The sequence below is a fragment of the Micromonospora sp. bgisy143 genome, from assembly GCF_057708145.1.
Map to the genome: position 1 here is coordinate 59,371 of NZ_JBYIRN010000010.1, position 25,634 is coordinate 85,004.

At 73.0% G+C, this 25,634-nt stretch carries 24 protein-coding genes; 2 read left to right on the forward strand and 22 right to left on the reverse strand.

What is annotated here, in order from left to right:
• Positions 1-167: 167 nt before the first annotated feature.
• Genes AC3EN4_RS14405 through pyrR form a run of 6 tightly spaced genes read right to left on the reverse strand, consistent with a single transcriptional unit; the run spans position 168 to position 8,486 of the window.
• Positions 168-1,214 carry a quinone-dependent dihydroorotate dehydrogenase gene (locus AC3EN4_RS14405; protein WP_435206365.1) on the reverse strand — a complete coding sequence of 349 codons (1,047 nt, stop codon included), beginning with the start codon at positions 1,212-1,214 and terminating at the stop codon, positions 168-170.
• The gene (carB, locus tag AC3EN4_RS14410; RefSeq protein ID WP_435206366.1) at positions 1,211-4,558 is read right to left on the reverse strand and encodes a carbamoyl-phosphate synthase large subunit; all 3,348 of its coding nucleotides are present in this window, start codon (positions 4,556-4,558) and stop codon (positions 1,211-1,213) included. Before carB ends, AC3EN4_RS14405 begins: the two co-directional genes overlap by 4 nt.
• Positions 4,551-5,708, reverse strand: a complete 1,158-nt coding sequence (gene carA, locus AC3EN4_RS14415) for a glutamine-hydrolyzing carbamoyl-phosphate synthase small subunit (RefSeq protein WP_435206367.1) — start codon at positions 5,706-5,708, stop codon at positions 4,551-4,553. Before carA ends, carB begins: the two co-directional genes overlap by 8 nt.
• On the reverse strand, positions 5,705-6,982 hold the full coding sequence (locus tag AC3EN4_RS14420) for a dihydroorotase (RefSeq protein WP_435206368.1): 1,278 nt from the start codon (positions 6,980-6,982) through the stop codon (positions 5,705-5,707). The genes carA and AC3EN4_RS14420 overlap by 4 nt, the downstream gene beginning before the upstream one ends.
• Positions 6,979-7,905, reverse strand: coding sequence for an aspartate carbamoyltransferase catalytic subunit (locus AC3EN4_RS14425; RefSeq protein ID WP_422739602.1), 927 nt, complete (start codon positions 7,903-7,905; stop codon positions 6,979-6,981). Before AC3EN4_RS14425 ends, AC3EN4_RS14420 begins: the two co-directional genes overlap by 4 nt.
• Positions 7,902-8,486, reverse strand: coding sequence for a bifunctional pyr operon transcriptional regulator/uracil phosphoribosyltransferase PyrR (gene pyrR, locus AC3EN4_RS14430; RefSeq protein WP_422739601.1), 585 nt, complete (start codon positions 8,484-8,486; stop codon positions 7,902-7,904). The genes AC3EN4_RS14425 and pyrR overlap by 4 nt, the downstream gene beginning before the upstream one ends.
• Positions 8,487-8,775: 289 nt before the next feature.
• Here pyrR and bldD point away from each other — a divergent pair, with 289 nt between their 5' ends.
• Entirely contained in the window at positions 8,776-9,264 is a 489-nt protein-coding gene (gene bldD, locus AC3EN4_RS14435; protein WP_007458348.1) for a transcriptional regulator BldD, read from the forward strand.
• A gap of 87 nt (positions 9,265-9,351) precedes the next feature.
• Here the strand turns inward: bldD and nusB are convergent, their stop codons facing one another.
• The 5 genes from nusB to AC3EN4_RS14460 all read right to left on the reverse strand — a co-directional run bounded on the left by nusB (position 9,352) and on the right by AC3EN4_RS14460 (position 13,322).
• Complete coding sequence (nusB, locus tag AC3EN4_RS14440; protein ID WP_435206442.1) at positions 9,352-9,762, reverse strand: transcription antitermination factor NusB; 411 nt, start codon at positions 9,760-9,762, stop codon at positions 9,352-9,354.
• Positions 9,763-9,785: 23 nt separating this feature from the next.
• Entirely contained in the window at positions 9,786-10,343 is a 558-nt protein-coding gene (efp, locus tag AC3EN4_RS14445; RefSeq protein WP_433538268.1) for an elongation factor P, read from the reverse strand.
• Positions 10,344-10,743: 400 nt separating this feature from the next.
• Positions 10,744-11,175 carry a type II 3-dehydroquinate dehydratase gene (aroQ, locus tag AC3EN4_RS14450; RefSeq protein ID WP_435206369.1) on the reverse strand — a complete coding sequence of 144 codons (432 nt, stop codon included), beginning with the start codon at positions 11,173-11,175 and terminating at the stop codon, positions 10,744-10,746.
• Positions 11,176-11,233: 58 nt separating this feature from the next.
• The gene (aroB, locus tag AC3EN4_RS14455) at positions 11,234-12,313 is read right to left on the reverse strand and encodes a 3-dehydroquinate synthase (RefSeq protein WP_435206370.1); all 1,080 of its coding nucleotides are present in this window, start codon (positions 12,311-12,313) and stop codon (positions 11,234-11,236) included.
• A 10-nt stretch (positions 12,314-12,323) separates the two neighbouring features.
• Positions 12,324-13,322 (reverse strand): helix-turn-helix transcriptional regulator, encoded by a 999-nt coding sequence (locus AC3EN4_RS14460; RefSeq protein WP_435206371.1) that lies wholly within the window; start codon positions 13,320-13,322, stop codon positions 12,324-12,326.
• 80 nt (positions 13,323-13,402) lie between these two features.
• On the opposite strand from AC3EN4_RS14460, the gene AC3EN4_RS14465 reads away from it, so the two are divergent.
• The gene (locus tag AC3EN4_RS14465; RefSeq protein ID WP_435206372.1) at positions 13,403-14,131 is read left to right on the forward strand and encodes an alpha/beta fold hydrolase; all 729 of its coding nucleotides are present in this window, start codon (positions 13,403-13,405) and stop codon (positions 14,129-14,131) included.
• 114 nt (positions 14,132-14,245) lie between these two features.
• Here the strand turns inward: AC3EN4_RS14465 and AC3EN4_RS14470 are convergent, their stop codons facing one another.
• The 11 genes from AC3EN4_RS14470 to AC3EN4_RS14520 form a co-directional block, all read right to left on the reverse strand.
• Entirely contained in the window at positions 14,246-14,749 is a 504-nt protein-coding gene (locus AC3EN4_RS14470) for a shikimate kinase (RefSeq protein WP_435206373.1), read from the reverse strand.
• The gene (gene aroC, locus AC3EN4_RS14475; protein ID WP_435206374.1) at positions 14,749-15,927 is read right to left on the reverse strand and encodes a chorismate synthase; all 1,179 of its coding nucleotides are present in this window, start codon (positions 15,925-15,927) and stop codon (positions 14,749-14,751) included. Before aroC ends, AC3EN4_RS14470 begins: the two co-directional genes overlap by 1 nt.
• A gap of 103 nt (positions 15,928-16,030) precedes the next feature.
• Positions 16,031-16,951: a glycosyltransferase family 2 protein gene (locus AC3EN4_RS14480; RefSeq protein ID WP_422739593.1), complete on the reverse strand. Its 921-nt coding sequence runs from the start codon at positions 16,949-16,951 to the stop codon at positions 16,031-16,033.
• A complete protein-coding gene (locus tag AC3EN4_RS14485) occupies positions 16,948-17,514 on the reverse strand; it encodes a glycosyltransferase (RefSeq protein ID WP_422740663.1) in 567 nt (188 codons plus the stop codon). The genes AC3EN4_RS14480 and AC3EN4_RS14485 overlap by 4 nt, the downstream gene beginning before the upstream one ends.
• Before the next feature lie 92 nt (positions 17,515-17,606).
• Entirely contained in the window at positions 17,607-18,083 is a 477-nt protein-coding gene (locus tag AC3EN4_RS14490; RefSeq protein ID WP_355243117.1) for a UDP-N-acetylglucosamine--LPS N-acetylglucosamine transferase, read from the reverse strand.
• A gap of 214 nt (positions 18,084-18,297) precedes the next feature.
• On the reverse strand, positions 18,298-19,554 hold the full coding sequence (locus tag AC3EN4_RS14495) for a hypothetical protein (protein WP_435206375.1): 1,257 nt from the start codon (positions 19,552-19,554) through the stop codon (positions 18,298-18,300).
• Positions 19,551-20,453: a sulfotransferase domain-containing protein gene (locus tag AC3EN4_RS14500; protein ID WP_435206443.1), complete on the reverse strand. Its 903-nt coding sequence runs from the start codon at positions 20,451-20,453 to the stop codon at positions 19,551-19,553. Before AC3EN4_RS14500 ends, AC3EN4_RS14495 begins: the two co-directional genes overlap by 4 nt.
• Positions 20,454-20,461: 8 nt before the next feature.
• Positions 20,462-22,069 (reverse strand): lipopolysaccharide biosynthesis protein, encoded by a 1,608-nt coding sequence (locus AC3EN4_RS14505; RefSeq protein WP_435206376.1) that lies wholly within the window; start codon positions 22,067-22,069, stop codon positions 20,462-20,464.
• Positions 22,066-23,421, reverse strand: coding sequence for an O-antigen ligase family protein (locus AC3EN4_RS14510; protein WP_435206444.1), 1,356 nt, complete (start codon positions 23,419-23,421; stop codon positions 22,066-22,068). The genes AC3EN4_RS14505 and AC3EN4_RS14510 overlap by 4 nt, the downstream gene beginning before the upstream one ends.
• Positions 23,422-23,430: 9 nt before the next feature.
• Positions 23,431-25,032 (reverse strand): lipopolysaccharide biosynthesis protein, encoded by a 1,602-nt coding sequence (locus AC3EN4_RS14515; protein WP_435206377.1) that lies wholly within the window; start codon positions 25,030-25,032, stop codon positions 23,431-23,433.
• The gene (locus AC3EN4_RS14520; RefSeq protein ID WP_435206378.1) at positions 25,025-25,543 is read right to left on the reverse strand and encodes an acyltransferase; all 519 of its coding nucleotides are present in this window, start codon (positions 25,541-25,543) and stop codon (positions 25,025-25,027) included. Before AC3EN4_RS14520 ends, AC3EN4_RS14515 begins: the two co-directional genes overlap by 8 nt.
• Positions 25,544-25,634 lie beyond the last annotated feature (91 nt).

Sequence of the window (25,634 nt, forward strand, 5' to 3'; positions counted from 1 at the left end):
GATATCGGACGCCGGCCGTTGCGCGGGTTGAAGCAGAGCAAAGGGGCCGATGGCTGCCGGCAGCGCAGCACCTCGCCGATGAACGGCCGGGCGCCGCAGGGGCGAATTCATGGCGTAGAGCCGGCGCGGCGCGGCGCGTGGCAGGGCCAGCAGCGGACCCGGGCCGGTCACCGCCCGGCGACCGGGTCCGGTGCCACCGCTGTCGTCGCCGCGCGGGCCACGGCACGCACCAGGGCCGGACCCCGGTAGATGAAGCCCGTGTAGAGCTGCACCAGGGCCGCGCCGGCGTCGAACATCCGCGCCGCGTCGTCCGGGTCCAGCACCCCGCCGACGCCGATGATCGGCAGTCGGCCGCCGGTCTCGCGGTGCACGAAGGCGACCACGTCCCGGGCGCGGCCGGTCAACGGTCGGCCGGACAGACCACCGGTTTCGGCGCCGCGCGCGGCGTCCCCCGGGACCAGCCCGTCCCGGGACAGGGTGGTGTTGGTGGCGATCACCCCGGCCGCGCCCCGGGCCAGACAGACCTCCAGCAGCTCGGCGATGGCCGCCTCGGTCAGGTCGGGTGCGATCTTGACCAGCACCGGCTTCTCCCCCACCAGCGCGCCGAGCAGCGCGTCCAGGTGGGCACGGTCCTGCAACGACCGCAGGCCCGGGGTGTTCGGCGACGACACGTTGACCGCGAAGTAGTCGCCGTGCCCGCGCAGCGCCCGGTACGAGGTGAGGTAATCCTCGACCGCCTCGTCGAGCGGCGTCACCTTGGACTTGCCCAGCGAGATGCCCAACGGCACCCCGATCGGGCGCGGCAGCGCCGCCAGCCGGGCGGCCAGCGCGGCGGCTCCGGCGTTGTTGAAGCCCATCCGGTTGATCACGGCCTCGCTGGCCGGCAGCCGGAAGAGCCGGGGCCGTGGGTTACCGGGCTGGGGGTGCGCGGTGACCGTGCCGACCTCCACGAAGCCGAAGCCGAGCGCCGGCCAGGCCGGCAGCGCCGCGCCGTCCTTGTCCATGCCGGCGGCCAGCCCGACCGGGTTGGGGAACCGCACCCCGAACACGGTGCGCCCAGCGTCGACGGCGTACCGGGACCGCAGCGCGGCCAGGGCCACCGGACGCCGCGACAGCGCGGTCAACCGCCGCAGCGTCCACTCGTGCGCCGCCTCGGCGTCCCCGCCGCCGAGGCGGAACAACCCGGGTCGGACGACCCGCTCGAACACCGTCACTGGGCCGCCCGCAGCGTGGCGTGCAGGTCCTGCAACGGGCGCACCTGCATGTCGCCCCGGATCCGGGCCTCGATCCCCATCACGGCCGCAGCGGCCCCGGGAACCGTGGTGATGCAGGGGATGTCCGCGGTGACGGCCGCGCTGCGGATCTCGTAGCCGTCGGAGCGGGCACTCGCGCCCGAACCCTGCGGCGTGTTGATCACCAGTGCGACGTGGCCGCCGAGGATCAGCGACACCGCGTCGTCACCCTCGCCGGCCTGGTAATGCTTGCGGATCTGCTCGCAGGCGATGCCGTGCCGGCGCAGCACCTCGGCGGTACCGGCGGTCGCCACGATCTCGAAGCCCAGGTCGGCCAACCGCTTGATCGGGAAGATCATGCCGCGCTTGTCCCGGTTAGCCACCGACACGAAGATCTTCCCCGTGGTCGGCAACGACCCGTACGCGGCCGACTGGCTCTTGGCGAAGGCGTGCCCGAAGTTGGTGTCGATGCCCATCACCTCACCCGTCGACTTCATCTCCGGGCCGAGCAACGAGTCGATCCCCTTGCCCGCGCGGGTTCGGAAGCGCTTGAACGGCAGCACCGCCTCCTTGACCGCGATCGGCGCGTCGGCGGGCATCGTGCCGCCGTCCCCCGTCGCCGGGAGCAGACCCTCGGCGCGCAGCTCGGCGATGGTCGCGCCCAGCGCGATCCGGGCCGCCGCCTTGGCCAGCGGCACCGCCGTCGCCTTGGAGACGAACGGAACGGTCCGCGACGCGCGCGGGTTCGCCTCCAGCACGTAGAGCACGTCGTCCTTGAGCGCGTACTGCACGTTGAGCAGACCGCGGACGCCGACACCCCGGGCGATGGCCTCGGTGTACCGGCGGACCTCGGCCAGGTGCGAGCCGGCGAGGGTGATCGGCGGCAGCGCGCAGGACGAGTCTCCGGAGTGGATACCGGCCTCTTCGATGTGCTCCATCACGCCACCGATGTAGACCTCGCCGTCGGCGTCGCACAGGGCGTCCACGTCGATCTCGATGGCGTCGTCGAGGAACCGGTCCACCAGCACCGGGTGGTCACCGGAGATGTCGGTGGCCCGGCCGATGTAGTCGCGCAGCGTCGGGTCGTCGTACACGATCTCCATGCCGCGCCCACCGAGCACGTAGGACGGACGGACCAGCACCGGGTAGCCGATCTCGTCGGCGATCGCCTTGGCCTCGTCGTACGAGGTGGCCAGACCGTGCGCCGGCGCGCGCAGCCCGGCGCGGGCCAGCACGGCGCCGAACGCGCCCCGCTCCTCGGCCAGGTGGATCGACTCCGGCGAGGTGCCGACCACCGGCACGCCCGCGTCCTTGAGCCGCTGCGCCAACCCCAGCGGGGTCTGCCCGCCGAGCTGCACGACCACGCCGACCACGCCCGGCCCGCCGGCCGCCCGGCCGGAGGAGTCCTCCGCGTGCCAGGCCTCCAGCACGTCCTCGAAGGTCAGCGGCTCGAAGTAGAGCCGGTCGGCGGTGTCGTAGTCGGTCGACACCGTCTCCGGGTTGCAGTTGACCATCACGGTCTCGTAGCCGGCCGCCCGCAGCGCCTGTACCGCGTGCACGCACGAGTAGTCGAACTCGATGCCCTGCCCGATCCGGTTCGGGCCGGAGCCCAGGATCAGCACCTTCGGCCGGTCCGACGGCACGACCTCGGTCTCCAGGTCGTACGACGAGTAGTGGTAGGGCGTGGTGGCCTCGAACTCGGCCGCGCAGGTGTCGACGGTCTTGTAGACCGGGCGCACGTCGAGGCGGTGCCGCAGGGCGCGTACGCCGTCCTCGGCCGCCAGCTCCGGGCGCAGCGCGGCGAGCTGCCGGTCGGACAGGCCGGCCCGCTTGGCGCGGCGCAGCAGCTCGGCGTCGAGCACCGGCGCGTCGACGATCTCGGTCCGCAGCTCGATCAGCGCGGCGATCTGGTCCAGGAACCAGGGGTCGATGCCGCCGGACGCCTCGGCGACCTCGGCGATCGACGCGCCCAGACGCAGCGCCCGTTCGACGGTGTAGAGCCGGCCGTCGTGCGGGACGCGCAACGCGGCCAGAGTGTCCGCCAGAGTGGTGCCCTCCGGGTCGGGCTGGGTCCAGAAGCCGACCGCCTTCGTCTCCATCGACCGCATGGCCTTGTTCAGCGCCTCGGTGAAGTTGCGGCCCAGGCTCATCGCCTCGCCCACCGATTTCATGGTGGTGGTCAGCTCCGGGTCCGCGCCGGGGAACTTCTCGAACGCGAACCGGGGGATCTTCACCACCACGTAGTCCAGGGTCGGCTCGAACGCCGCCGGCGTCTTCAACGTGATGTCGTTGGGGATCTCGTCGAGCGTGTAGCCGATGGCCAGCTTCGCGGCGATCTTCGCGATCGGGAAACCGGTCGCCTTGGAGGCCAGCGCCGAGGAACGCGACACCCGGGGGTTCATCTCGATCACGACGATCCGGCCGTCGACCGGGTTGACCGCGAACTGGATGTTGCAGCCGCCGGTGTCCACCCCGACCTCGCGCAGCACGGCGATGCCCAGGTCCCGAAGGTGCTGGTACTCCCGGTCGGTGAGCGTCATGGCCGGGGCCACGGTGACGCTGTCGCCGGTGTGCACACCCATCGGGTCGACGTTCTCGATGGAGCAGACCACCACCACGTTGTCGTGCCGGTCGCGCATCAGCTCGAGCTCGTACTCCTTCCAGCCGAGCACGCTCTCCTCGATGAGGACCTCGTGCACCGGGCTGGCCGCCAGGCCGTCGCCGGCGATCCGGGCCAGGTCCTCCGGGGTGTGCGCCATGCCGGAGCCCAGGCCGCCCATGGTGAACGACGGCCGGATCACCACCGGCAGACCCAGCTCGGCGACGGTCGCCTCGACCTCCTCCATCGAGTGGCACACCCGGGAGCGGGGCACCAACGTGGTCGGGTCGTCGACGCCGAGGCGTACGCCGGCCTTCGCGACGATCTCCTTGAAAAGCTGGCGGTCCTCACCCCGGTTGATGGCGTCGATGTTCGCGCCGATCAGCTCGACGCCGTACTTCGCCAGGACGCCGTTGGAGTGCAGGGCGACGGCGGTGTTCAGCGCGGTCTGCCCGCCGAGGGTCGGCAGGATCGCGTCCGGGCGCTCCTTGGCGATGACCAGCTCGACGAATTCCGGGGTGATCGGCTCGACATAGGTCGCGTCGGCGAACTCCGGGTCGGTCATGATCGTGGCCGGGTTGGAGTTGACCAGGCTGACCCGGATCCCCTCGCTGCGCAGCACCCGGCACGCCTGGGTGCCGGAGTAGTCGAACTCGCAGGCCTGCCCGATGACGATCGGCCCCGAGCCGATCACCAGGATGTGCTTGAGATCGGTCCGCTTAGGCATTCGCGCGCCCCTTGCTGTGGTTCCGGCCTTCGATCAGCTCGGCGAAACGGTCGAAGAGGTAGTCGGCGTCGTGCGGGCCGGCTGCCGCCTCCGGGTGGTACTGGACGGTGAAGGCGGGCACGTCCACGGCCCGCAGCCCCTCGACCACGTTGTCATTGAGGCAGACGTGCGAGACGCGTACGCCACCGAAGTCGGTGTCGATCACCTGGTCGGGGACCACCGCGCCGGCACCGGGCACCTGTACCGCGAAGCCGTGGTTGTGGCTGGTCACCTCGACCTTGCCGGTGGCCCGGTCGAGCACCGGCTGGTTGATCCCCCGGTGGCCGTAGCCCAGCTTGTAGGTGCCGAAGCCGAGCGCCCGGCCGAGGATCTGGCTGCCGAAGCAGATGCCGAACAGCGGCACCTGCCGGCGCAGCGCCTCCCGGGCCACCGCCACCGGACCGTCGGCCGTGGCCGGGTCGCCGGGTCCCGGCGACAGGAAGATCGCGTCGGCGCCGGTGGCGAGCAGGTCCTCGATGCTCGACGACGCCGGCAGCACGTGGGTGGTCACCCCGCGCGCCGCGAGCCGGCGCGGCACGTTGCGCTTGATGCCCAGGTCCAGCGCGGCCACCGTGAACCGGTGCGCGCCGACCGCCTCGACCACGTACGACTCCGGGGTGGTCACCTCGGCGGACAGGTCCGCGCCGACCATCTGCGGCGACTGCCGGACCCGGGCCAGCAGCCGCTGCGGGTCCTGCTCGACGCTGGAGATGCCCACCCGCATGGCGCCCCGCTCGCGCAGGTGCCGGGTCAGCGCCCGGGTGTCCACCCCGCTGATGCCCACCACACCCTCGGTGGCGAGGCGGTCCTCGAGACCGCCGGTGGCCCGCCAGTTCGAGCCGATCCGGGCCGGGTCGCGGACCACGTAACCGGCCACCCAGATCCGGCCGGACTCGTCGTCCTCGTCGTTGACGCCGGTGTTGCCGATGTGCGGGGCGGTCTGCACGACCACCTGACGGTGGTAGGACGGGTCGGTCAGCGTCTCCTGGTAACCGGTCATGCCGGTGGTGAAGACCGCCTCGCCGAACGTCTCCCCCACGCTGCCGTACGCCTCACCGGGGAAGGTGCGCCCGTCCTCGAGCACGAGGATCGCGGAACGTCTACGCGTCACTTGATTGCCTTTCCGTCCAGGACCGTCGGCTCGCCGCGCAGGAAGGTCGCCACGATGCGACCCGGCAGCGTCATGCGGGCGTACGGGGTGTTGCGACTACGGCTGGCCAGCTCCGCCGGCTCGATGGTGCGGCGGGCGGCCGGGTCGACCAGGGTCAGGGTGGCCGGCACGCCCGGGGCGGGGTCGACGCCGTGCCCGGTCAGTCCCGCGATCCGGGCCGGGGTGCGGGACATCCGCTCGGCGATCAGGTCCCACTCGGGACCGAGCACGTCCAGCGCGATGGAGAGCGCCGTCTCCAGGCCGAGCATGCCCGGCCGGGCGTACGCCCACTCGCACTCCTTGTCCTCCACGGCGTGCGGGGCGTGGTCGGTGGCGATGATGTCGATCACCCCGTCGGCGAGCGCGGCACGCAGCGCGGCGATGTCGGCGGCCGTCCGCAGCGGCGGGTTCACCTTGAAGACCGGGTCGTAGGTTTCCGCACGCTCGTCGGTGAGCAGCAGGTGGTGCGGGGTGACCTCGGCGGTGACGCGTACCCCGCGGGCCTTGGCCTGGCGCAGCACCTCGACGCTGCCGGCGGTGGAGACGTGGCAGACGTGCAGGCGGCTGCCCACGTGCTCGGCGAGCAGCACGTCCCGGGCGATGATCGCCTCCTCGGCGACCGCCGGCCAGCCGATCAGCCCGAGCCGGGTGGAGACCTCACCCTCGTGCATCTGGGCGCCCTCGGTGAGGCGGGGCTCCTCGGCGTGCTGGGCGATGATCCCGTCGAACGCCTTGACGTACTCCAAGGCCCGGCGCATCAGCAGCGGGTCAGCGACGCAGTGCCCGTCGTCGGAGAAGATCCGTACCCGGGCCGCGGAGTCGGCCATCGCGCCCAGCTCGGCGAGGCGCTCGCCGGCCAGCCCGACGGTGACCGCGCCGATCGGCTGCACGTCGACCAGCCCGGCCTCCCGGCCGAGCCGCCAGACCTGCTCGACCACGCCGGCGGTGTCCGCGACCGGCGACGTGTTGGCCATCGCACAGACCGCCGTGTAGCCGCCCAGCGCCGCCGCCCGCGACCCGGACTCGACCGTCTCGGCGTCCTCCCGGCCGGGCTCGCGCAGGTGGGTGTGCAGGTCGACCAGGCCGGGCAGGGCGACCAGACCGGTGCCGTCGATGACGGTGGCGTCCGGCGCGGACAGTCCCGGGCCGACCTCGGCGACGACGCCGTCGCGGATCAGCAGGTCGGTCGGCGCGGCGCCGACGATGCTCACGCTGGTGATGAGGTACGCGGTCACCGGTTGTTCCCTCCGAGCAGCAGGTACAGGACGGCCATCCGGACGGAGACCCCGTTGGTGACCTGTTCGACGATGGTGGAGCGGGGTGAGTCGGCGACCTCGGGGGTGATCTCCATCCCCCGGTTCATCGGGCCGGGGTGCATGACGATCGCGTGCTCGGGCAGGCGGCGCATCCGGGGACCGTCCAGCCCGTACCGGCGGGCGTACTCGCGGGCGGAGGGGAAGTAGGAGTCCCGCATCCGTTCCCGCTGCACGCGCAGCATCATCACCACGTCCACGTTCGGCAGCACCGAGTCGAGGTCGTACGAGACATCGGTGCCCGGGGCGAGCGCCGCGGCGATGTCGACGGGGATGAGCGTGGGCGGGCCGACCAGGGTGACCTTCGCGCCGAGGGTGGACAGCAGCAGCACGTTCGAGCGGGCCACCCGGGAGTGCAGCACGTCCCCGACCACCGCGACCGACAGGCCGGCGAGCCGGCCCAGCCGGGACCGCATGGTGTACGCGTCGAGCAGCGCCTGGGTGGGGTGCTCGTGGGTGCCGTCGCCGGCGTTCACCACCGACCCGTCCACCCAGTTGGCCAGCCGGTGCGGAGCGCCGGAGGCGGGATGCCGTACGACCACCGCGTCGGCGCCCATGGCCTGCAGGGTCAGCGCGGTGTCCTTCAGGCTCTCGCCCTTGGCGACGCTGGACCCCTTGGCGGAAAAGTTGATCACGTCGGCGCTGAGTCGCTTCGCGGCCGCCTCGAACGAGATCCGGGTCCGGGTGGAGTCCTCGTAGAAGAGGTTCACCACCGTCCGTCCGCGCAGCGCGGGCAGCTTCTTGATCTCCCGGCCGGCCACGGTGGCCATCTCGGCGGCGGTGTCCAGGATCTCGGTGGCGGTGTCGGCGTCCAGGTCCGCGCCGGAGAGCAGGTGCCTGATCATGAGTGAGCTCCCCCGTAGAGCTTGACCTCGTCGGTCCCGTCGGTCTCGGCGAGCGTCACCTTGACGCTCTCGGCGAGCGCGGTGGGGATGTTCTTGCCGACGTAGTCGGCGCGGATCGGCAGTTCGCGGTGGCCACGGTCGACCAGCACGGCGAGTTGTACCGATGCCGGGCGGCCGACGTCGTTGAGCGCGTCGAGCGCGGCCCGCACGGTACGTCCGGAGAAGAGCACGTCGTCGACGAGGATCACCCGCTTGCCGTCGATGCCGCCGCTGGGCACCTGGGTGGGACCGATCGCGCGGGTGGCGTGCCGGCGCAGGTCGTCGCGGTAGAGCGTGATGTCGAGCACACCGACCGGGACGTCGACGTCCTCGAAGGTGCTGATCCGGGCGGCGAGCCGCCGCGCGAGGGGGGCACCCCGGGTGGGAATCCCGAGCAGCACGGTGTCGGCCGCGCCCTGGGTCTTCTCCAGGATCTGGTGGGCGATCCGGTCGACCACCCGCTGCACGTCGGCGCTGGCGAGGATCACCTTCACCGAGGGTTGTCGCGGTGGTGACGGGCGGGCAGCCGGTGGGGACGCCACGGCGGACCTCCTTCCCCGCCTCACGGGACGGGTCGTTAAAGGATGTCGGGCACCTCCGGCCGGGAAGCGCGAGCTGCCCTGACCGGGGCTTCACGCCACGTTACCAGTGGTCACCGCGCCGGCCGACGGCGGCCGCTGACCACCGGATCAGATCTTCGAAACACCGATGGCCCCCTCGACGCTCCCCAACGGTAAGGTCACGACCACTTGACCAGGTGTCCCATTCCCCGTACCGTCACGCTCCGTAGCGATCGACGGGAGAACCCCGAGCAGCACTGGGAGTGTCCGAATGCCCTCTGAATACGCCAAATCTCTGGGCGCCCGCCTGCGCTCTATCCGCCAGCAGCAGGGCCTCTCCCTGCAGGGTGTGGAGGAGAAGTCGAACGGGCGGTGGAAGGCCGTGGTGGTCGGCTCGTACGAGCGTGGCGACCGGGCCGTGACGGTGTCCCGTCTGGCCGAGCTGGCCGAGTTCTACCGGGTCCCCGTCTCGGAACTGCTGCCCGACGGCAGCGGTGTCCGGCACGAGCCCACCAGCAAGATCGTCCTGGACCTGGAGCGGCTCTACGACGAGGCCTCCGAGGACCTGGCCTACGTCGCCCGCTACGCCCGCGCGATCCAGCAGCAGCGCGGTGACTACAACGGCCGGGTGCTCTCCATCCGTGCCGACGACCTCCGGGCGCTCGCCATCGTCTACGACGCCTCGCCGTCGGGTCTGATCGAGCGGCTCACCGAGCACGGCGTGCTGGTGGCCGACCCCCGGGCGTTCTTCGCCTCCTGAGCTGTCGCTTCACCCGATCCACCGTTCGACGAGAAGGGCCCGTGCCGGTGGCACGGGCCCTTCTCGTTCGCGCTGCTCGCGTCGGCTTCAGCGGGTGGCGTACTCGGCGATGCGGCCGAGCACCCCGTTGAGGAAGCGCGGCGAGTCGTCGGTGGACATCTGCCGGGCCAACTCGACCGCCTCGCTGATCGCCACCGCGTCGTCGATCTCGTCGACGTAGAGCAACTCGTAGACGGCGATCCGGGCCAGGTTGCGGTCGACCACCGGCATCCGGTCGAGGGTCCACCCCTCGGCGTAGCTGGCGATCAGCTCGTCGATCCGGTCCAGGTGCTCGGCGACCCCCTCGACCAGCCCCACGGTGTAGCTCAGGTGCTCCGGGCGGGGCTGCTCGATGCGCTGGAGGTAACCGGCCAGGACCTCCACGGGCGGCCGATCCCGCAGGTCGGCCTCGTAGAGGACGTCCAGCGCCCGCTTGCGCGCCTTGCGGCGCGCCGGCATCTGCTGCTTGGGACCCTCAGCCATCAGGCGCGGCCGAGGTAACGGCCGTCGCGGGTGTCGACCTTGATCTTCTCACCGGTGGTGATGAACAGCGGGACCGGCACGGTGGCGCCGGTCTCGACCGTCGCCGGCTTGGTGCCACCGGTCGAACGGTCGCCCTGCAGGCCCGGCTCGGTGTAGGTGACCTCGAGCACGACGCTGGTGGGCAGCTCGATGTAGAGCGGCACGTCCTCGTGGGTGGCGACGGTCGCCTCCGCCTCGGGCAGCAGGTAGTTGGCTGCCTCCCCGACGGTGCCGCCGGGAACGGTGATCTGGTCGAAGGTCTCCAGATCCATGAAGACGTAGTCCTCGCCGTCGGCGTACAGGTACTGCATCGTGCGCTTGTCCACGGTCGCGGTCTCGACCTTGGTGCCCGCGTTGAAGGTCTTGTCGACCACCTTCCCGGACAGCACGTTCTTCAGCGTGGTGCGCACGAACGCGCCACCCTTACCGGGCTTGACGTGCTGGAACTCGACGACGGACCAGAGCTCGCCGTCAAGGTTGAGTACCAGGCCGTTTTTGAGGTCGTTGGTGGAGGCCATTTCCTGCCTTGATCATCAATTGGCGGACAGACCCGGCAAGTCTACAAGCTGCGCCGAGACGCGTTACCCGCCGTGGTCGCCACTCGCGCAAACCGGCGCCCGATGCCCATCTATCATCACTATCCGTTATCGCCGACTCGCCGCCGTGTGCACGTCCTTGACCCTTTGCTCTGCTTCAACGGACGCAACAGTCACGGTCAGTGCCGCGCCATGATCGGCACCCCACCCCGACCCACCCCAGAGATCAGCAGCTCAGGGTAGGTGTTGCGTCCGTTGAAGCAGAGCAAAGGAGGCGAATCAGCAGGACGCTCCCCCTCATCGGGCGAGGCGGCGACCACCAGCAGTGACATTGCCGAGCACCGGCGACATCACTGAGGGTGAAACTGCGGAATGGGATGGTTCAGTCGACGCGGGCGGCCAGGTGGTGCAGGGCGAGGCGGTAGCCATCGATGCCCAGGCCGCAGATCACCCCGGTCGCCACCGCGGAGATCACCGAATGGTGCCGGAACTCCTCACGGGTGTGGATGTTGGAGATGTGCACCTCCACCAGCGGCCCGCGCAGCATGGCGCAGGCGTCGCGCACCGCGTACGAGTAGTGCGACCAGGCGGCCGGGTTGAGCACCACGGCGGCGCCCTCGTCGGCGGCGTCGTGCAGCCAGCCGAGCAGCTCGTGCTCGGCGTCGGTCTGCCGGACCGTGACGTCGAGCCTCAACTCCCGACCGGTGGTCTCGCAGAGCGCCACCAGGTCGGCGTAGCTGGTCGAGCCGTACACGGTGGGCTCCCGGGTGCCCAGCCGACCCAGGTTAGGCCCGTTCAGCACGTACACCCTCACGCGGCGCTGTCTTTCGTTCGCGACTGCGGGGCTCGCAAAACCGGCTCACTCCTCGCGCTCACGGGGCAACCAGCTCGCGGTAGGCGGCTTCGAGCAGGGCGTCGTCCGGGCCTTCCAGCATGGCCGGGCGGGCCAGCCCGTCCAGCACCACGAACCGCAGCCGGGCACCCCGGGCCTTCTTGTCGACCCGCATCGTGGCCAGCAGCCGCGGCCAGGCCTCGGCCGCGTAGCTCACTGGCAGGCCGAGCGCGGTCAGGGTGCGCCGGTGCCGGTCGGCGGTCGGGGCGTCCAGCCGGCCGGCGAGCCGGGCCAGGGTGGCGGCGTACACCAGGCCGACCGCCACCGCGTGACCGTGCCGCCAGCGGTAGCCCTCGTTCTGCTCGATCGCGTGCGCCAGGGTGTGGCCGTAGTTGAGGACCTCCCGCACACCCGACTCGCGCAGGTCGCCGGCGACCACGTCGGCCTTGACCCGGATGGCCCGCTCGATCAGCTCCCGGGTCACCGGCCCACGCGGGTCGGTGGCCGCCGCCGGGTCACGCTCGACGAGATCCAGGATCACCGGGTCGGCGATGAACCCGCACTTGACCACCTCGGCCAACCCGGCCGCGAGGTCGACGGCGGGCAGGCTGTCCAGGGTGGCGAGGTCGGCGAGCACACCGACCGGCGGGTGGAACGCGCCCACCAGGTTCTTGCCGGCGGCGGTGTTGATCCCCGTCTTGCCGCCCACGGCCGCGTCCACCATGCCCAGCAGCGAGGTGGCGACCGGCACCCAGCGCACCCCGCGCAGCCAGCAGGCCGCGACGAATCCGGCCAGGTCGGTCACCGCGCCGCCGCCCACCCCGACCACCGCGTCGGTACGGGTGAACCCGGCCGCGCCGAGCCGGTCCCAGCAGGCGGCCGCCACGTCGATCTGCTTGCCCGACTCCGCGTCGGGCACCTCGATCGGCAGCGGGTCGACGCCCGCGGCGTGCAGCCGTTCACCGATCGCGTCGGCCAGGGCCTTGAGCGGGGGCGTGTGCAGCACCGCCACCCGGGTCGCGCCGGGCAGCAGCCCCGGCAGCGCGCCGAGCAGGTCGCGTCCGACAAGCACGTCGTACGGTCGTTCGCCGCCGACCGGAATCCGGGTCACCTCGTCCATCGCCGGCAGCCTAGTCGAGCGGAGCACGCGGTGCGGGCGGCTGTCCACCTGCTGACCGGGTGGACCAGTCCGCCAGGCGACGGGCGTACGCGGCCACCTCGGCGCGCAGCGCCTCCGGGCGCCGCACGGTGAAGGGGCAGCCGAGACCGGCGAGCAACACGGCCATCCCGGGCAGGCTCTCCGCCCGGGCGCGCAACAGCACCCCGTCGGCGCCGGCGGTCAACTCGGCCACGGTGGGCGGGATGCGGCGACGTACGGCGTCCAGATCGGTCTCCAGCAGCACCTCCACCTCGTGGGCGTACGGCACCCCGGCCAGCGAACGGGTCACCCAGGCGACCGCGTCGAAGTCGTCCGGCACCCGGAAGGTCGCCGAGCGGGGAGTCACGGCGCCGATCCGGTCCAACCGGAAGGTGCGGATCTCACCGCGCCGGTGGTCGTGGCCGGTGACGTACCAGCGGCCGGCGTGGACGACCAGCCCGTACGGGTCGAGTTCCCGGTGTGACTCCTCGCCGCGCCAGGAGCGGTAGTTCAGCGCCACCCGCTGCCCGCGACGGGCGGCCGAGGCGAGGGCGAGCAGGGTGCCCGGGGCCGGACCGTGCTCCCGCCCGGCGCGCGGCAGGGTGAAGCCCAGGTGTTCCTGCACGGCGGCCAGCCGGTCGGCGAGCGGCTCCGGAAGCACCCGGCGGATCTTCGCCAGCGCGGTGGCGGTGGCCGGCTGCTCGGAAGCGATCCCGAGCCGTTCCGCGACGACCAGGCCGAGCAGCACGGCCACCGCCTCGTCGTCGGTGAGCATCAGCGGCGGCAGCTTGTACCCGGGACGCAGCCGGTAACCGCCGTGGCGACCCCGGTCGGCGGTGACCGGGATGCCCAGGTCGAGCAGCGTGGCGGCGTACCGGCGCACGGTCCGTTCGTCCACGCCGAGGCGGGCGGCGAGGTCAGCGGCCGTCGCCCGGTGCCGGCTCTGCAGGAGTTCGAGCAGGGCCAGCATCCGACCGGCGGGTTGTGACACGGACCACTCCTTCAAACCGGGCGAACACTGTCCGGATTCGATCGTACGGTCGACCGGTAAACCGAGAGAAGGAGCGATCGATGGCGACTTTTGTCCTGGTACCGGGCTTCTGGTTAGGTGCCTGGGCGTGGCGGGACGTGACCCTGGCCCTGCGCGCGCAGGGCCACGAGGTGTACCCGATGACGCTCACCGGCCTGGCCGAGCGCGACCACCTGGCCGGGCCGGAGGTGGACCTGCAGACGCACACCACCGACATCGTGCGGCTGATCGAGGTCGAGGACCTGCACGACGTCTTGCTGGTCGGGCACTCCGGCGGCGGCATGCCGGTCGCCCAGGCGGCGGACCGGATCCCGGACCGGATCGCCCGGGTGGTGTACGTGGAGAGCGGACCCCTGCCGGACGGGACCGCGCAGTTCGACACCGTGCCGCCGGAGGAGCAGCAGCGACTGCGCGCCCTGATCGGCAACGGTCACCTGCTGCCCCCGCCGGCCTGGGATCCGACGGCCGACCCGACGAACCTGGCCGGCCTGGACGAGCAGGCGTTGACACTGCTGCGCGCCCGCAGCACCCCCCAGCCGCTGCGTACGGCCACCGACCCGGTACGGCGTACCGGTGGCCGCCCGGTGCCGACCGCCCTGGTCGCCAGCACCTTTCCGCTGAGCGTGGTGGAGCAGATGATCGCCCAGCGGCATCCGCTCTTCACCGGCCTGACCGGCGGCCGGCTGTTCGAGCTGCCCACCGGGCACTGGCCGATGCTCAGCGAGCCGAAGGCGCTGGCCGACGTGCTCGACCTGATCGCCCGAGCCTGACACCGCGCCGATCTTGCGGTTGTGGTGGTCGAGACACCGGGAATGCCCCGGTACGTCGGCACAGCAACTGCAAGATCGGCGCGGAGGCGGGGCGGGGTGGGGTCAGGGGCAGGGTCAGCGCGGGAGCAGCGCGGCTACCTCGGCGACGACCTGGGCCGGGGTACGACCGTCGGTGACCACCGTGTCGGTGGCCACCTCGGCGTACAGCGGCTTGCGCTGGTCCATGAGGTGCTTGAGGGTGGCGCGCGGGTTGATCGCCAGCAGCGGTCGGCCCGCGCCGAGCCCCACCCGCTTCACCGCGTCCGGCAGCTCCACCGAGAGGTGCACGACCCGGTGCCCCACCAGGGCGGCCCGGGTCTCCTCGGCCAGCACGGCGCCGCCGCCCAACGCGAGCACACCGGTACCCGCGGCGAGTGCCGCCGCCACGGCGGCCCGCTCCAGGGCACGGAAGTGCGCCTCACCCTCGTCGATGAAGATCTCCGGGATGGTCTTGCCGGCCAACTGCTCGATGTCGGCGTCGGTGTCCCGGAACTCCACGCCGAGGGAGACGGCGAGCGCCTGCCCCACGGTGGTCTTGCCGCAGCCGGGCACTCCGACCAGCACGACGACCGGCGCCATCAGCGAATGACCAGCGCGTCGAGGTAGCCGGCCAGGTTACGGCGGATCTCGGCGACCGAGTCGCCGCCGAACTTCTCGGTGGCCGCCTCGGCCAGCACGAGGGCGACCATCGCCTCGGCGACGACGGCGGCGGCGGGCACGGCGCAGACGTCGGAACGCTGGTTGATGGCCGTCGCCGGCTCGCCGGTGAGGACGTCCACGGTGGCCAGCGCCCGGTTGAGCGACGAGATCGGCTTCATGGCGGCACGGACCCGCAGCGGCTCACCGGTGGTGATGCCACCCTCCAGCCCGCCGGCCCGGTCGGTGACCCGACGCACGCCGGTGGCCGACGGGATGATCTCGTCGTGCGCCTCCGAGCCACGGGAACGGGCCTGCTGCCACCCGTCGCCGATCTCCACACCCTTGATCGCCTGGATGGACATCAGCGCGGTGGCCAGTCGGGCGTCGAGCTTGCGGTCCCACTGCACGTGACTGCCCAGGCCCGGCGGCACGCCGTACGCCAGCACCTCCACCACGCCGCCGAGGGTGTCGGCGGCCTTCTTCGCGGCGTCGACCTCGGCGACCATCAGGGCGCTGGCCTCGGGGTCGAGGCAGCGCAGCGGGTCGGCGTCGATGCGCTCGGCGTCCTGGGGGGTCGGCCGCAGCCCGGGCTTCGCGGCCACCGGCCCCAACTCGACCACGTGCGAGACGATCTCGATGCCGAGGGCCTGCCGGATCAACGCCTTGGCGACCGTGCCGACGGCCACCCGGGCGGCGGTCTCCCGGGCGCTGGCGCGCTCCAGGATCGGACGCGCGTCGGTGTGGCCGTACTTCTGCATGCCGGCCAGGTCGGCGTGGCCCGGCCGGGGACGGGTCAGCGGCGCGTTGCGGGCCTGCCGGGCCAGCTCGTCGGGGTCGACGGGGTCGGCGGCCATCACCGTGCGCCACTTGGGCCACTCGGAGTTGCCGACCCGGATCGCCACCGGGCTGCCCAGCGTGACGCCGTGCCGGAGCCCACCGACGACCTCGACCTCGTCCTGCTCGAAGGACATCCGGGCGCCGCGGCCATAGCCCAACCGGCGACGGGCCAGCTCCCCCGCGATCTCGGTGGTGCTCACCTCGATGCCGGCCGGCACCCCCTCCAGCAGCGCGACGAGGGCGGGGCCGTGCGATTCACCTGCAGTCAACCAGCGCAACACAGCGGTCAGTCTGTCACGGGGCGCGACGGGCGCGTCGCGCTGCCCGCCGCGTCCCGCCCTGCGGACGGCCGAGACCGTCCGCAGGGCGGATTCGCGCGACGGATCAGATGCCCCGACCGCGCTTGTGCAGGGTGCGCAGCACCGAGTCGGCCCGGACGACCCGTCCGGCGACCGCGAGCGCCAGGTAGGCGCGTGGCTCGCGAGGATTGCGGCGCAGGGTGTGCCGGGCCCACCGCAGCGCGCCCCGTCTGTCGCCGGAGGCAGCCCGGGCGAAGGCGATCTGCCCGGTGACCCGGGCCTCGCCGGCCGGTTGTCCGGCGAACTCCGGATAGCGCCGCAGCAGCCACTGCAACGCCTCGGAGATGGTGTCCCAACGCTGCGCGAAGTACGACCGCTTGTGCCAGCGCACCAGCACCGACGGCGTCCGCAGGTTGATCAGCGGCGCGCTGCGGGCGGCGCGCAGCAGGAACTCGTAGTCCTCCGCGTAGCTGCCCGGGATCTCCTCGTCGACCAGGCCGAAGCCGTCGCGCAGCGCGGTCGCCCGGATCAGGAAGGTGGACGGGTGCAGCTCCGTCATCCGGTCCCGCAGCAGGTCGTCCAGGGTGATCCGGTCCTTGTCGAGCACCCGGTCGACGGTGTGCCCGTCGTAGCTGACCCGGATGCCGCAGCAGACGAACTCGGCGTCCGGGTCGGCCGACAACGCCTCGACCTGGGCGGCCAGCTTGCCGGGCAGCCACTCGTCGTCGTCGTCGCAGAACGCGATCAGCTCGCCGTCGGCGGCGAGGGTGCCGCTGTTGCGCGCGCCGGCCAGTCCGGGCGCGCGCCCGTTGGTGATCACCCGGACCGTCCGGTCCGGCCCGCCCAGGCCGGTCAGCGACTCGTCCGGGGTGGACTGGTCGAACACCACCACGGCCTCGATCGGGCCCGGGTACTCCTGGGCGAGGATCGCGGCGAGGGCGGCGCGCAGCAGTTCGGGGCGGTCCCGGGTGGGCACCACGACGCTGACGCTCGGCTGCCGGGTCATCGGGTCTCCTTCGTCGTCCGGCCGGGACGCGGCCAGGTCCGCCAGCGGGGTCGGCGCCGGGTCGAGCGGGCCACCAGGTCGTCCACGATCTGCCCGACCCTGGCCACGGCGGCGCGGCGGGCCTCGTGCGCGGCCGGGTCGGCCTGGACCGCGTACCGGGACGGGTCGGCCTGCCCCGCCGCGAGCGCGTCGTGCAACTCCTCGCGGGTCTCGCAGAGCACCACCAGCCCGGCCGCGCCGAGGCGACGCGCGAAGAGCTGCTGATGGTCGTCGACGTGTTCGCCGCGCGCCGGGTCCCGGGGCACCACGATGGGCAGGTGACCGTGCCGGCGGGCCTCCAGGATCGTCGCCGGGCCACCGTGACACACCACCAGGTCGGCGTCGGCCATCGCCTGCTGCAGCGCGTCGTGACCGAGGAACGGCACCGCGCCGGGCAGCGACGGCGCCACGGTGTGCCCGTGCTGCACGGTCAGCCCGACCGGGCCGGCCTGCGCGTGCCACTGCGCGAGCCAGTCCACGAGCCGGTCGAAGGGATGCTTGTCGGTACCGACGGCGACGAGCAGCCAGGGCCGCTCGACGGATGTGGTGTCGCGCTGACGCGGCAGCCGGGACGGCTCGGCGACGGCGTCGCGGCGGGCGATCTCCGTCTCCCCGCTCACAGCAGCGTCCCCACGACGGTGGCCTCCGGGTACTGCCGGCGCTGCTCGTCCCACTGCACGAGCATCGCGGACAGGAACGGGCGGCAGAGCCGGGCCGTCAATGTCGGGGTGTCGATCCGGTCGTACACCTCGATGTAGACGGTCGGGATGCGACGCAGGCGGGCCAGCACCACGAACGGCACAGCCACGCCGGCGCCGGTGGTGACCACGGCGGCGACCCGCCGACGCCGCAGCACCCGCCAGGCCAGCCGCGCGTTGCGCAGCAGGTTGGGTACGTTCCGGGTGGTCGGGTGGTGCGCGGGCACCAGGTCCTCACCGGTCAGCAGCGACACCGCCTCCGGGGTGTCGAAGGTGACCCAGCAGCGCCGCCACCGTTCGTACCAGGGCCGCAGGGCGAGAAGTTGGGCCAGGTGACCGCCGCTGGATCCCACCAGCAGCAGCACCGGCGACTCGTCGTCGTTGTTCGTGTCCACGCGACTCCCCACAAGTCCGCTTGGAGTTCCTGTTCAGGCAAGGCAGCAGCAGATCACAGGTTCTGCGGTCGTTGAATAGCGCGACCGGACCAGGCGACGATCTCCCGCCGAGCTGTCGAGGCCCACTGTCGAGCCCACAGCCCATCGACCATCGTCACGACCTGCCATTATGTGGTCACTCTGTGACGCCTCCCGGGCGTCGGGATTCTCCTGTTCACTCGCTATGTCGTTTCTCGATGACGTCCAACAGTGCGGGATGCAGCGCGGGGTTCCACCCGGCGCCGGCGTCCGCGAGCCGCCACGTACGCAGCCACATCTCCACCAGGTACGCATCGGCCACCAGCGCGCACCGCGCCGCGTCGAGGCCCAGCCGCCCACCGTGTCGCCCGAGCCACGCGTCCACCGCCACGGCGGCCACCGCCGCCGGCTCGCCGCGCAGCACCAGCGACCGCTGGAACGCGTCGTGGGCCAGGTCGAAGCCGACCGGCACGTCCGGGCCACTGTGCTCCCAGTCCCAGGCGACCAGGCGACCGTCGTGCGTACCCAGGTTCCACGGCACCCAGTCGCCGTGCCAGTGGCCGAACTCGACGGTCGTGTCGCCGTGCCGACGGGCCAGCGCGTCGACCGCCGCCACCGCCCGCGCCCCGGCGGCCCCGGTGGCCCGCTGCGCCTGGGCGGCCAGCCGCGCCAGGAACGTCGACGACGCCAACGGGCGCGACACACCGGGCGCGTCGCCCCGGCGGGCGACCGCGAGCAGCGCCGCGATCCGCGGCGGGTCGTCCACCGGCACTCCGCGTACGTCCGGCGGCAGCGGCTCGATCACCGCGACGGCCTGGCCGGCCCACGCCGTCTCGGTGAGCAGCCCGGGCGGCGTCGGATGGTCGGGCACCCCGGTCACCGCGCGCAGCGCCCGCAGCGCGGCGGCCTCGGCGGTGACCAGGGCCCGGGTGGCGTCGTTCCAGCCGATCTTCGCGTAGCCGCGGGGACGACCGTCGACGGTGAACAGTTGCAGGGTCGGTTTGGCGTTCGGGTCCGGCGGACGGACGCCGCACGCGGCCAGCAGGGGCGTGCCGCCCAGCGCGCCGGCGAGCCGCTCGGTCAGCACCAGATCGGCCACCGGCGCCCCCACCGGCACCGAGACGGTCAGCGTCGGAAACGGCGCCAGACCCGCCGCGCCGAACCGGGCCAGTCCACCGAGCGCCGCCCGCATCACCCGCACCTTCGGCGGCCGCAGCGCGTTGTACGCCAGCAGCGACGCCGCGCCGGCCCGGGGCGCGCCCAGCGGCACCAGGAACCGGGCCCGTGGCACCGACGGCACCACGGCGTACCGGGCCACCGCCCGCTGCCCGTCCGGGACCGCGCCGCCCAGCGTCAGGTGGACCCGGTCGTCCGGGAACACCGCGCGACTCACCCAGCCCAGCCCGTCCACCCGCGAGCGGGGGTCGGTGGCCGGGGTGACCCCGGTCGTCACGCCGCCCGGTCCGCCCAGTCGAGGTCCAACCCGAGCCGCTCGCGCAGCGCGTCGTTGTACGGGCGGTAGTACTCGGTCAGCTCGGCGCGCACCGCCGGCTCCAGCGGCGCCGACCGCCGGTCGTTGTAGACCTTGAAGTTCGGCAGGTCGTACCGGGGCAGCCCGAGGAAGTCGAGGGTGCGCTGGTAGGTGGCGCGGGAGTCGCGGTACAGGTCCTCGCTGGGCAGGAAGAGGATCTGGGCGGGGTCGAAGCGTTCCAACCACGGCTCCAGGTGCTCCAGATAACGCCCGCGCGCCCGGTAGGTGTACCAGTCGTACGCCTCGCTGAACGCCTCCGGCTCGGCGATGAGCCGTTCCCGCTCCCCCGCCGTACGCTCCGGCTCGGCGGCCAGCGCGGCCGCGAAGTCCAGCGGTTCGATGCCGTGCGTACGGCGCTCCTTCCAGTGCGAGTACGCCCGCTCGACCGGGTCGCGCAGCAGCACGATCAGCTTCACGGTGGGCATGAGCGCGGCGACCCGCTGCGCGGCGAGCGGGTGGAACATGTACAGCGGCGCGGCCTCGCCGACGCGGACCGGCCCGCCGTGCCGCTTCGCGAGCGCGTCGCGCTGCCGCTCGGTCGGGAAGTGCGAGCGGTACCACGCCTCTCCCCGAGCCCAGTGCTCCTCGAAGTAGTGCGCCGACTTGGTGTTCCACGCGGGAAAGAGCCGGGGCACCAGCGGATGCTGGATGAGGTAGTTCCACAGGGAGGTGGTGCCGCCCCGCTTCGTCCCGATGATCAGGAAGTCCGGCAGCGGACGCCGGTCACTGGTGCGTACCCCGTAGTCGACCAGGGACTCCTTCACCCGGGTGGTCACCTGGGTCGGCACCAACTGCTTGACCCGGTCACGGATGGACGCCACGACGGCTCTCACCTGCCTCTCGTCGATACCGGGACCGGCCCGGCGGCCGTGGCCGCCTCGTCGGACCCACGGATCTGCCTCATGGTCACCCGGATGCCGGCGCGCACCCGGGGCAACGTCAACAAGCCGACGCAGCCGGCCAGCAGCACGGCGAGCGCCACCGCGAGGCCGGGCAGGCCCCGCCCCGCGGCCAGCACACCGATCACGGCCGCGACGCCCACCCCGCCGACGGTGGCCGCCGCCGCGCGCAGCGTCGCGGTGTCGACCAGCGGTTCACCGACCACCGAGCGGGCGAAGCCGGCGGCGGTGAGGTTCTCGGTGACGATGCCGGCGGCCCACGCCAGCGCGGCGCCGGTCGCGCCGTGGCCGGGGATCAGCCACAGTCCGAGCGAGACGGTCACGGTGAGCCCGGCCAGGGTGGAGATCAGGTGCAGGCCGCTGCGCCCGCCCATCAGCAGCAGGCTCTGCACGTTGCCCACGCCGGTGTTCACCAGCATCGCCAGCGCCAGCACCGTCATCGCCGGCACGCCGGCGGTGAACTCCCGGCCGAACAACTGCAGGAACGCGAGCGCGAACACCGCCAGCAGCAGGTACACCGGCCAGGACAGCACCAGTCCCCACCTGCTCAACTGCCGGTGCACGGCCGCCGCGGCGGCCCGCTCACCGCGCCCGAGCAGCCGGGACAGCTGCGGTGACACCGCGACCCGCAGGCCCTGCATGGCGAGCTGACCGGCCAGCACGTAGCGGCCGACCGCGCCGAACACACCCGCGTCGGCCGGCCCGGCCAGCACCGAGGTCAGCAGCACCCCCACCCACATGCTGCCCGCGTCGATGGCCGCCGAGGCGGCCCGGGGCAGCGCGAAGCGCCAGAACGTCGACCAGTCGGACCGGGTCGGTCGCAGCGTCGCGCCCCGACCCACCCCGAGTGGTCCGGCCACCAACACCAGGCAGACCAGCAACGCCAGCGCCGCCGGCACCAGCCAGCCGGTCATGCCGGCGAGCAGTCCGCCGCCGGCCAGCGCGGCGGCACCGACCAGCGCCGGGCGGGCCACCGGCAGCAGGAGGAACTGCACGCCGACGTACGCGCGGATGGGTCGTACGCAGCGCAACGCGGCCAGCAGCAGGGTCATCGCCACCACCACGGGCACCGCGGCGAAGGTCAGCGTCAACAGGCCGTGGCCCTCTTCGCCCGAGCCGCGCAGCAGGCGGGGAGCGAGCGCGTCGGCGCTGAGCGCTCCCACGCCGGCGACGGCCAGGCCGACCAGCAGCGGTGGGATCAGCGCCACCGGCAGCACCCGGGCCGCGTCCCCCCGGGGGCCGAGTCGCCGCCGGGGTACCGCCCACATGAGACCGGTCTCCGCGCCGAGCGTGCAGACCGCGGTGGCCACGGTGACCACGCCGATCGCGGCGAAGAACGCGCCCGCGCCGGCCGTCCCGTACCCCCGGGTGATCACCACGGCCAGCACGAACCCGAACAGTCCGCTGGTGGCCGCGCCGAGCAGCCCGGCCACCCCGCTGCGGGCGCTGCGGCGCGTCTCGGCCGCGCCGGTGTCCGCCGCCGCGCCGCGCGGGCCGTCCCGGCCGGCGTCGGCCGGCGGTCGGGTGGCGGCGGTCACGCCGGCACCGCCGTGCCGGCGGCGAGCGGTGGCTGCCACCGCTGCGGACGGGGCGTGCGTTCGCGTTCGGTGAGCGCCATGGCGAAGCCGACCGCGAAGAACGCGACCGCCAGGTTCTGGTTGGCCATGCCGTAGAACGGGATCTGCACGAGGCAGACCACCGGCACCACCGCGAGCCACTGACCGGCCGCCGACGTGGCCCGCGCGCAGACCACCGCGGCGGCCACGAACCAGCCCAGGAAGCAGAGCAGCGCCGGTACGCCGTGGCTGAACAGCACCATCCACAGTTGCCCCTGGGTACCGATCGGCGCGTCCGCGGAGACCGTGTCCACGTTCACCGGAGCGCCGTAGCCCAGCCACGGGGAGTCCTGCACCCGACGGATCACCTCCGTGTAGAGCGACAACCGGTCGGTGTTGGTGTCGCTGGAGTCGACCCGGTTGTTGATCAGCTCGGTGATCGGGATGAAGAGCGTGGCCAGTCCGCCGGTGACGACCACGCCGACGATGGACGCGGCGACCCGGACGTTGCCCCGCAGGCTGGCGCGCACCCCGAGCACGGCGAGCCCCGCGCCGAGGCTGAGGAACATCGCCCGGTTCAGGGTGAGGAACGCGGGCGCCAGCGACAGCGGCAACGACGCCAGCAGCACCCACCGCAGCAGGCCGCGACGGCGCAACATGGTGTACGCCACCACGCAGGGCAGGGTCATCGCGTACGCGCTGCCGTAGTTGTTGGTGTACGCGAACGGCGCCGCGGGCCGGTAGATCGGGTTGAGCGAGCGGGGGCTGTACTCCGCGGTGGTCAGGTGCACCATGTCCTGGATGAACGGGGTACGGGCGACGCCGGCCGGCAACAGCACCTCCATCGGGGTGGCCAGCGCGAACCGGGGCATCAGCACGCCGAGCCAGCCCAGCACCACCAGCGCGAACCAGAACGCGCAGAGCGGGGTGAGCACGGCCACCAGGTCGGCGCGTTCCCGGGCGGCGACGTAGACGTAGACCCCGACCACCAGCGCGGTCAGGTAGAAGGCCAGCCGCAGGGCGAAGGTCAGCAGCGAGGCCGGTGAGGCCAGTTGGGTGGCGCTGACGACCACGATCGCCAGGAACAGCAGCCAGAGGCCGGCCACCGGGGGCAGCGGCACCCGACCCCGGGTGAGCAGCATCGCCAGCAGCAGCGCCCCCAGCATCGGCCACCCCAGGTAGAACGCGCCGAGCGCCCACCAGAGCGGCACCAGGCCGAACATCAACGCCAGCGGCCAGAGCGGCAGCCGGGCGGGCGGCGGTGTCGGCGGCGTCGGCCCGGCGGCGACCGGTGTGTCGCCGGGCGGCGGCTCGGTCGCCGGGGCTCGGGTGATCGACACCGATCAGGCCCGGCCGTTGCGGGTGAGGACGAAGCCCAGCGGGGTGACCCCGGCGGCGCGCAGCCGCTCCACGAGCCGCCGCAGGTCGCTCTGGCGGGTACGGTCCCGCTCGACGACCACCACGGCGCTGCCCTGCCGGGCGACCGCGACGCCCCGCTCGTCGGACTCGGCCGGTGGCGCGTTGAACAGCACCAGGCCGTGGTCGGCGCCCTGCCGCCAGGTGCCGAAGCGGACGCTGCCCACCCCGACGGTCACCTCGTCCGCCGACGCCGGCCGGCCGTTGTCGGTGCGGGCGGACGAGACCCGGGGCAGGGTGAGGGTGGCGTCCGGGTCGGTGGACGGGCGGCTGCCGGGCGGGTGCGGCGAGGGCCGTCGGGTCGCCGACGTCTCGGCGGGGGCACCACCGCCGGCCGCCGGGGTGCCGGCCGGGCGCGGCTTGGGCACCAGCGGTCGGGACGGGTCGACGGGCAGCCGCCCACGGTCGGCGAGCACGGCGGCCCGCAGCCGTTCCACCCGGCCGCTGTCGTCGGCGACGAAGACCTCCCGGCCGTCGGCGGCCAGCGCCACGGCCAGCCCGGCGGTGAGTGCCGTGGCGTCCTCGCGGGAGGTGACCAGCGCGACCCGGGCCGGCTGGCGGACCCGCTCGGCGACCGCCATCGCCACGTAGCGGACGTCCGCGTCGACCGCCCGGGGACTGCCCCGCAACGGCGGCCGGCGTACCGTGCCGAGCAGCGGCAGGCCGGTGGCGTCCCGGCCGTCGGTGACCGAGCGGACCCGCCGGTCCGCCGACTCCCACGCGTACGCCAGCACGACGCCGATCAGCGCGCCGCCGAGCAGGCCGGCGACCAGGTAGATCGGCCGGTGCCCGGCGGAGGACACCAGCGCCCGCTCGGCGGTCTGGGTGACCCAGCCGGGGTTGACGTCGACCGCGGCGATCTCGGTACGGGCCGCGTTGAGCTGGGTGAGCTGGTTGTTGATGCCGGACAGCTCGGCCAGCGCCGCGTCACCGGCGGCGGTGCCCTTGGCGCTGCTCGCGCGCTTCTGCACGGCGGTCTGCTGGGCGACGACCTTGGCGATGCTCGCGTCGTAGGAGCGGAGCATCTCGGCGCGCTGCTGCTCGTACATGGCGCGCCGCACGTCGAGGTAGGCCTGCGCGGCGAGGTTGGCGCCCTGCACCGCCCGCTGCGCGTCGTGCGACTGGTAGGTGAAGCGCAGGATCTGCCCGCCGGTGGGTACCTCGACCTCCAGGGCGTTGCGGACGTCGCGCGGCGCGCCACCGACGGCGTTGGTGAGCCGCTGCACCACCTCGGTGCCGGTGGCGAGTCCACTCTCCACGTTCATGTTGACGGCGCGGTCGGCGCCCGCGCCGCTGGGCGTGAAGGCGTCGGTGACCACCGGCCGGACCGCCACGACCGCGCTGGCGGTCACCGCCGCCGGGACCAGCAGCACGTAGCCGAGGGCGGCGAGCAGGCCGGCCACGGCGACCGCGACCACCAGCCGCAGCCGGTGCATCGGCACCCGCAGCAGGTCGGAGAGCGTCACGACACGGGCGGCGCCGGCGCTCGACGGGTCGGATGGCCAGGGGGCGGGCGTCGCATCAGTCATGGAACTTCTTCACCGTCTGTTGAGGATTGCCCACCACGACGACGCCCGGTGGCACGTCGGTACGCACCACCGAGGCCGCCCCTACGACGCTGTCCCGGCCGACCCGGACCCCCTTGAGCACCAGGGCGTGCGCGCCGACCCAGACGTTCTCCTCCAGCACGATCGGCGCGCGGGTGGCCGGACTGGGCGGGGCGTGCCGCTGGTCGGGCGGCAGGTTGTGGAAGTCGTTGTCGAGCAGCTCGCAGTCGGACAACAGGCACCTGTCCCCGATCGTCACCGACGTCCAGGTGCCGATCCAGGTGGCGTTGAGCAGACAGTCGGCGCCGACGCGTACCTCGCCGGGGCCGGCGAAGCGGACCAGCTTGTTGATGCGGGTGCGGTCGCCGATGGTGACCCGTACCCCCCGACGTAGCCGGATCCGGCCCCGGATCTGCACGTCCCGCCCCAGGGTCAGCCGTGGATAGCGCAACCCGTACCAGGCACGTTTGAGCGCGAAGACCAGGTGGACCACGCGTTTAGCGCGGAATCCAGCGCCGCCGACCAACGACCCCTCCCCACATCGCGGGGTCGGCGGCGGTGGTACCGCCGCCGACCCGACGTGA

Coding starts and splice junctions, on each gene's coding strand:
- AC3EN4_RS14515 (WP_435206377.1), bottom strand. CDS start 25,032: ATGACTGATGCGACGCCCGCCCCCTGGCCATCCGACCCGTCGAGCGCC.
- efp (WP_433538268.1), bottom strand. CDS start 10,343: ATGGCCTCCACCAACGACCTCAAAAACGGCCTGGTACTCAACCTTGAC.
- aroB (WP_435206370.1), bottom strand. CDS start 12,313: ATGGACGAGGTGACCCGGATTCCGGTCGGCGGCGAACGACCGTACGAC.
- AC3EN4_RS14480 (WP_422739593.1), bottom strand. CDS start 16,951: ATGACCCGGCAGCCGAGCGTCAGCGTCGTGGTGCCCACCCGGGACCGC.
- bldD (WP_007458348.1), top strand. CDS start 8,776: ATGCCCTCTGAATACGCCAAATCTCTGGGCGCCCGCCTGCGCTCTATC.
- AC3EN4_RS14470 (WP_435206373.1), bottom strand. CDS start 14,749: ATGGCGCCGGTCGTCGTGCTGGTCGGAGTGCCCGGCTGCGGCAAGACC.
- AC3EN4_RS14465 (WP_435206372.1), top strand. CDS start 13,403: ATGGCGACTTTTGTCCTGGTACCGGGCTTCTGGTTAGGTGCCTGGGCG.
- AC3EN4_RS14425 (WP_422739602.1), bottom strand. CDS start 7,905: ATGATCAGGCACCTGCTCTCCGGCGCGGACCTGGACGCCGACACCGCC.
- carB (WP_435206366.1), bottom strand. CDS start 4,558: ATGCCTAAGCGGACCGATCTCAAGCACATCCTGGTGATCGGCTCGGGG.
- nusB (WP_435206442.1), bottom strand. CDS start 9,762: ATGCCGGCGCGCCGCAAGGCGCGCAAGCGGGCGCTGGACGTCCTCTAC.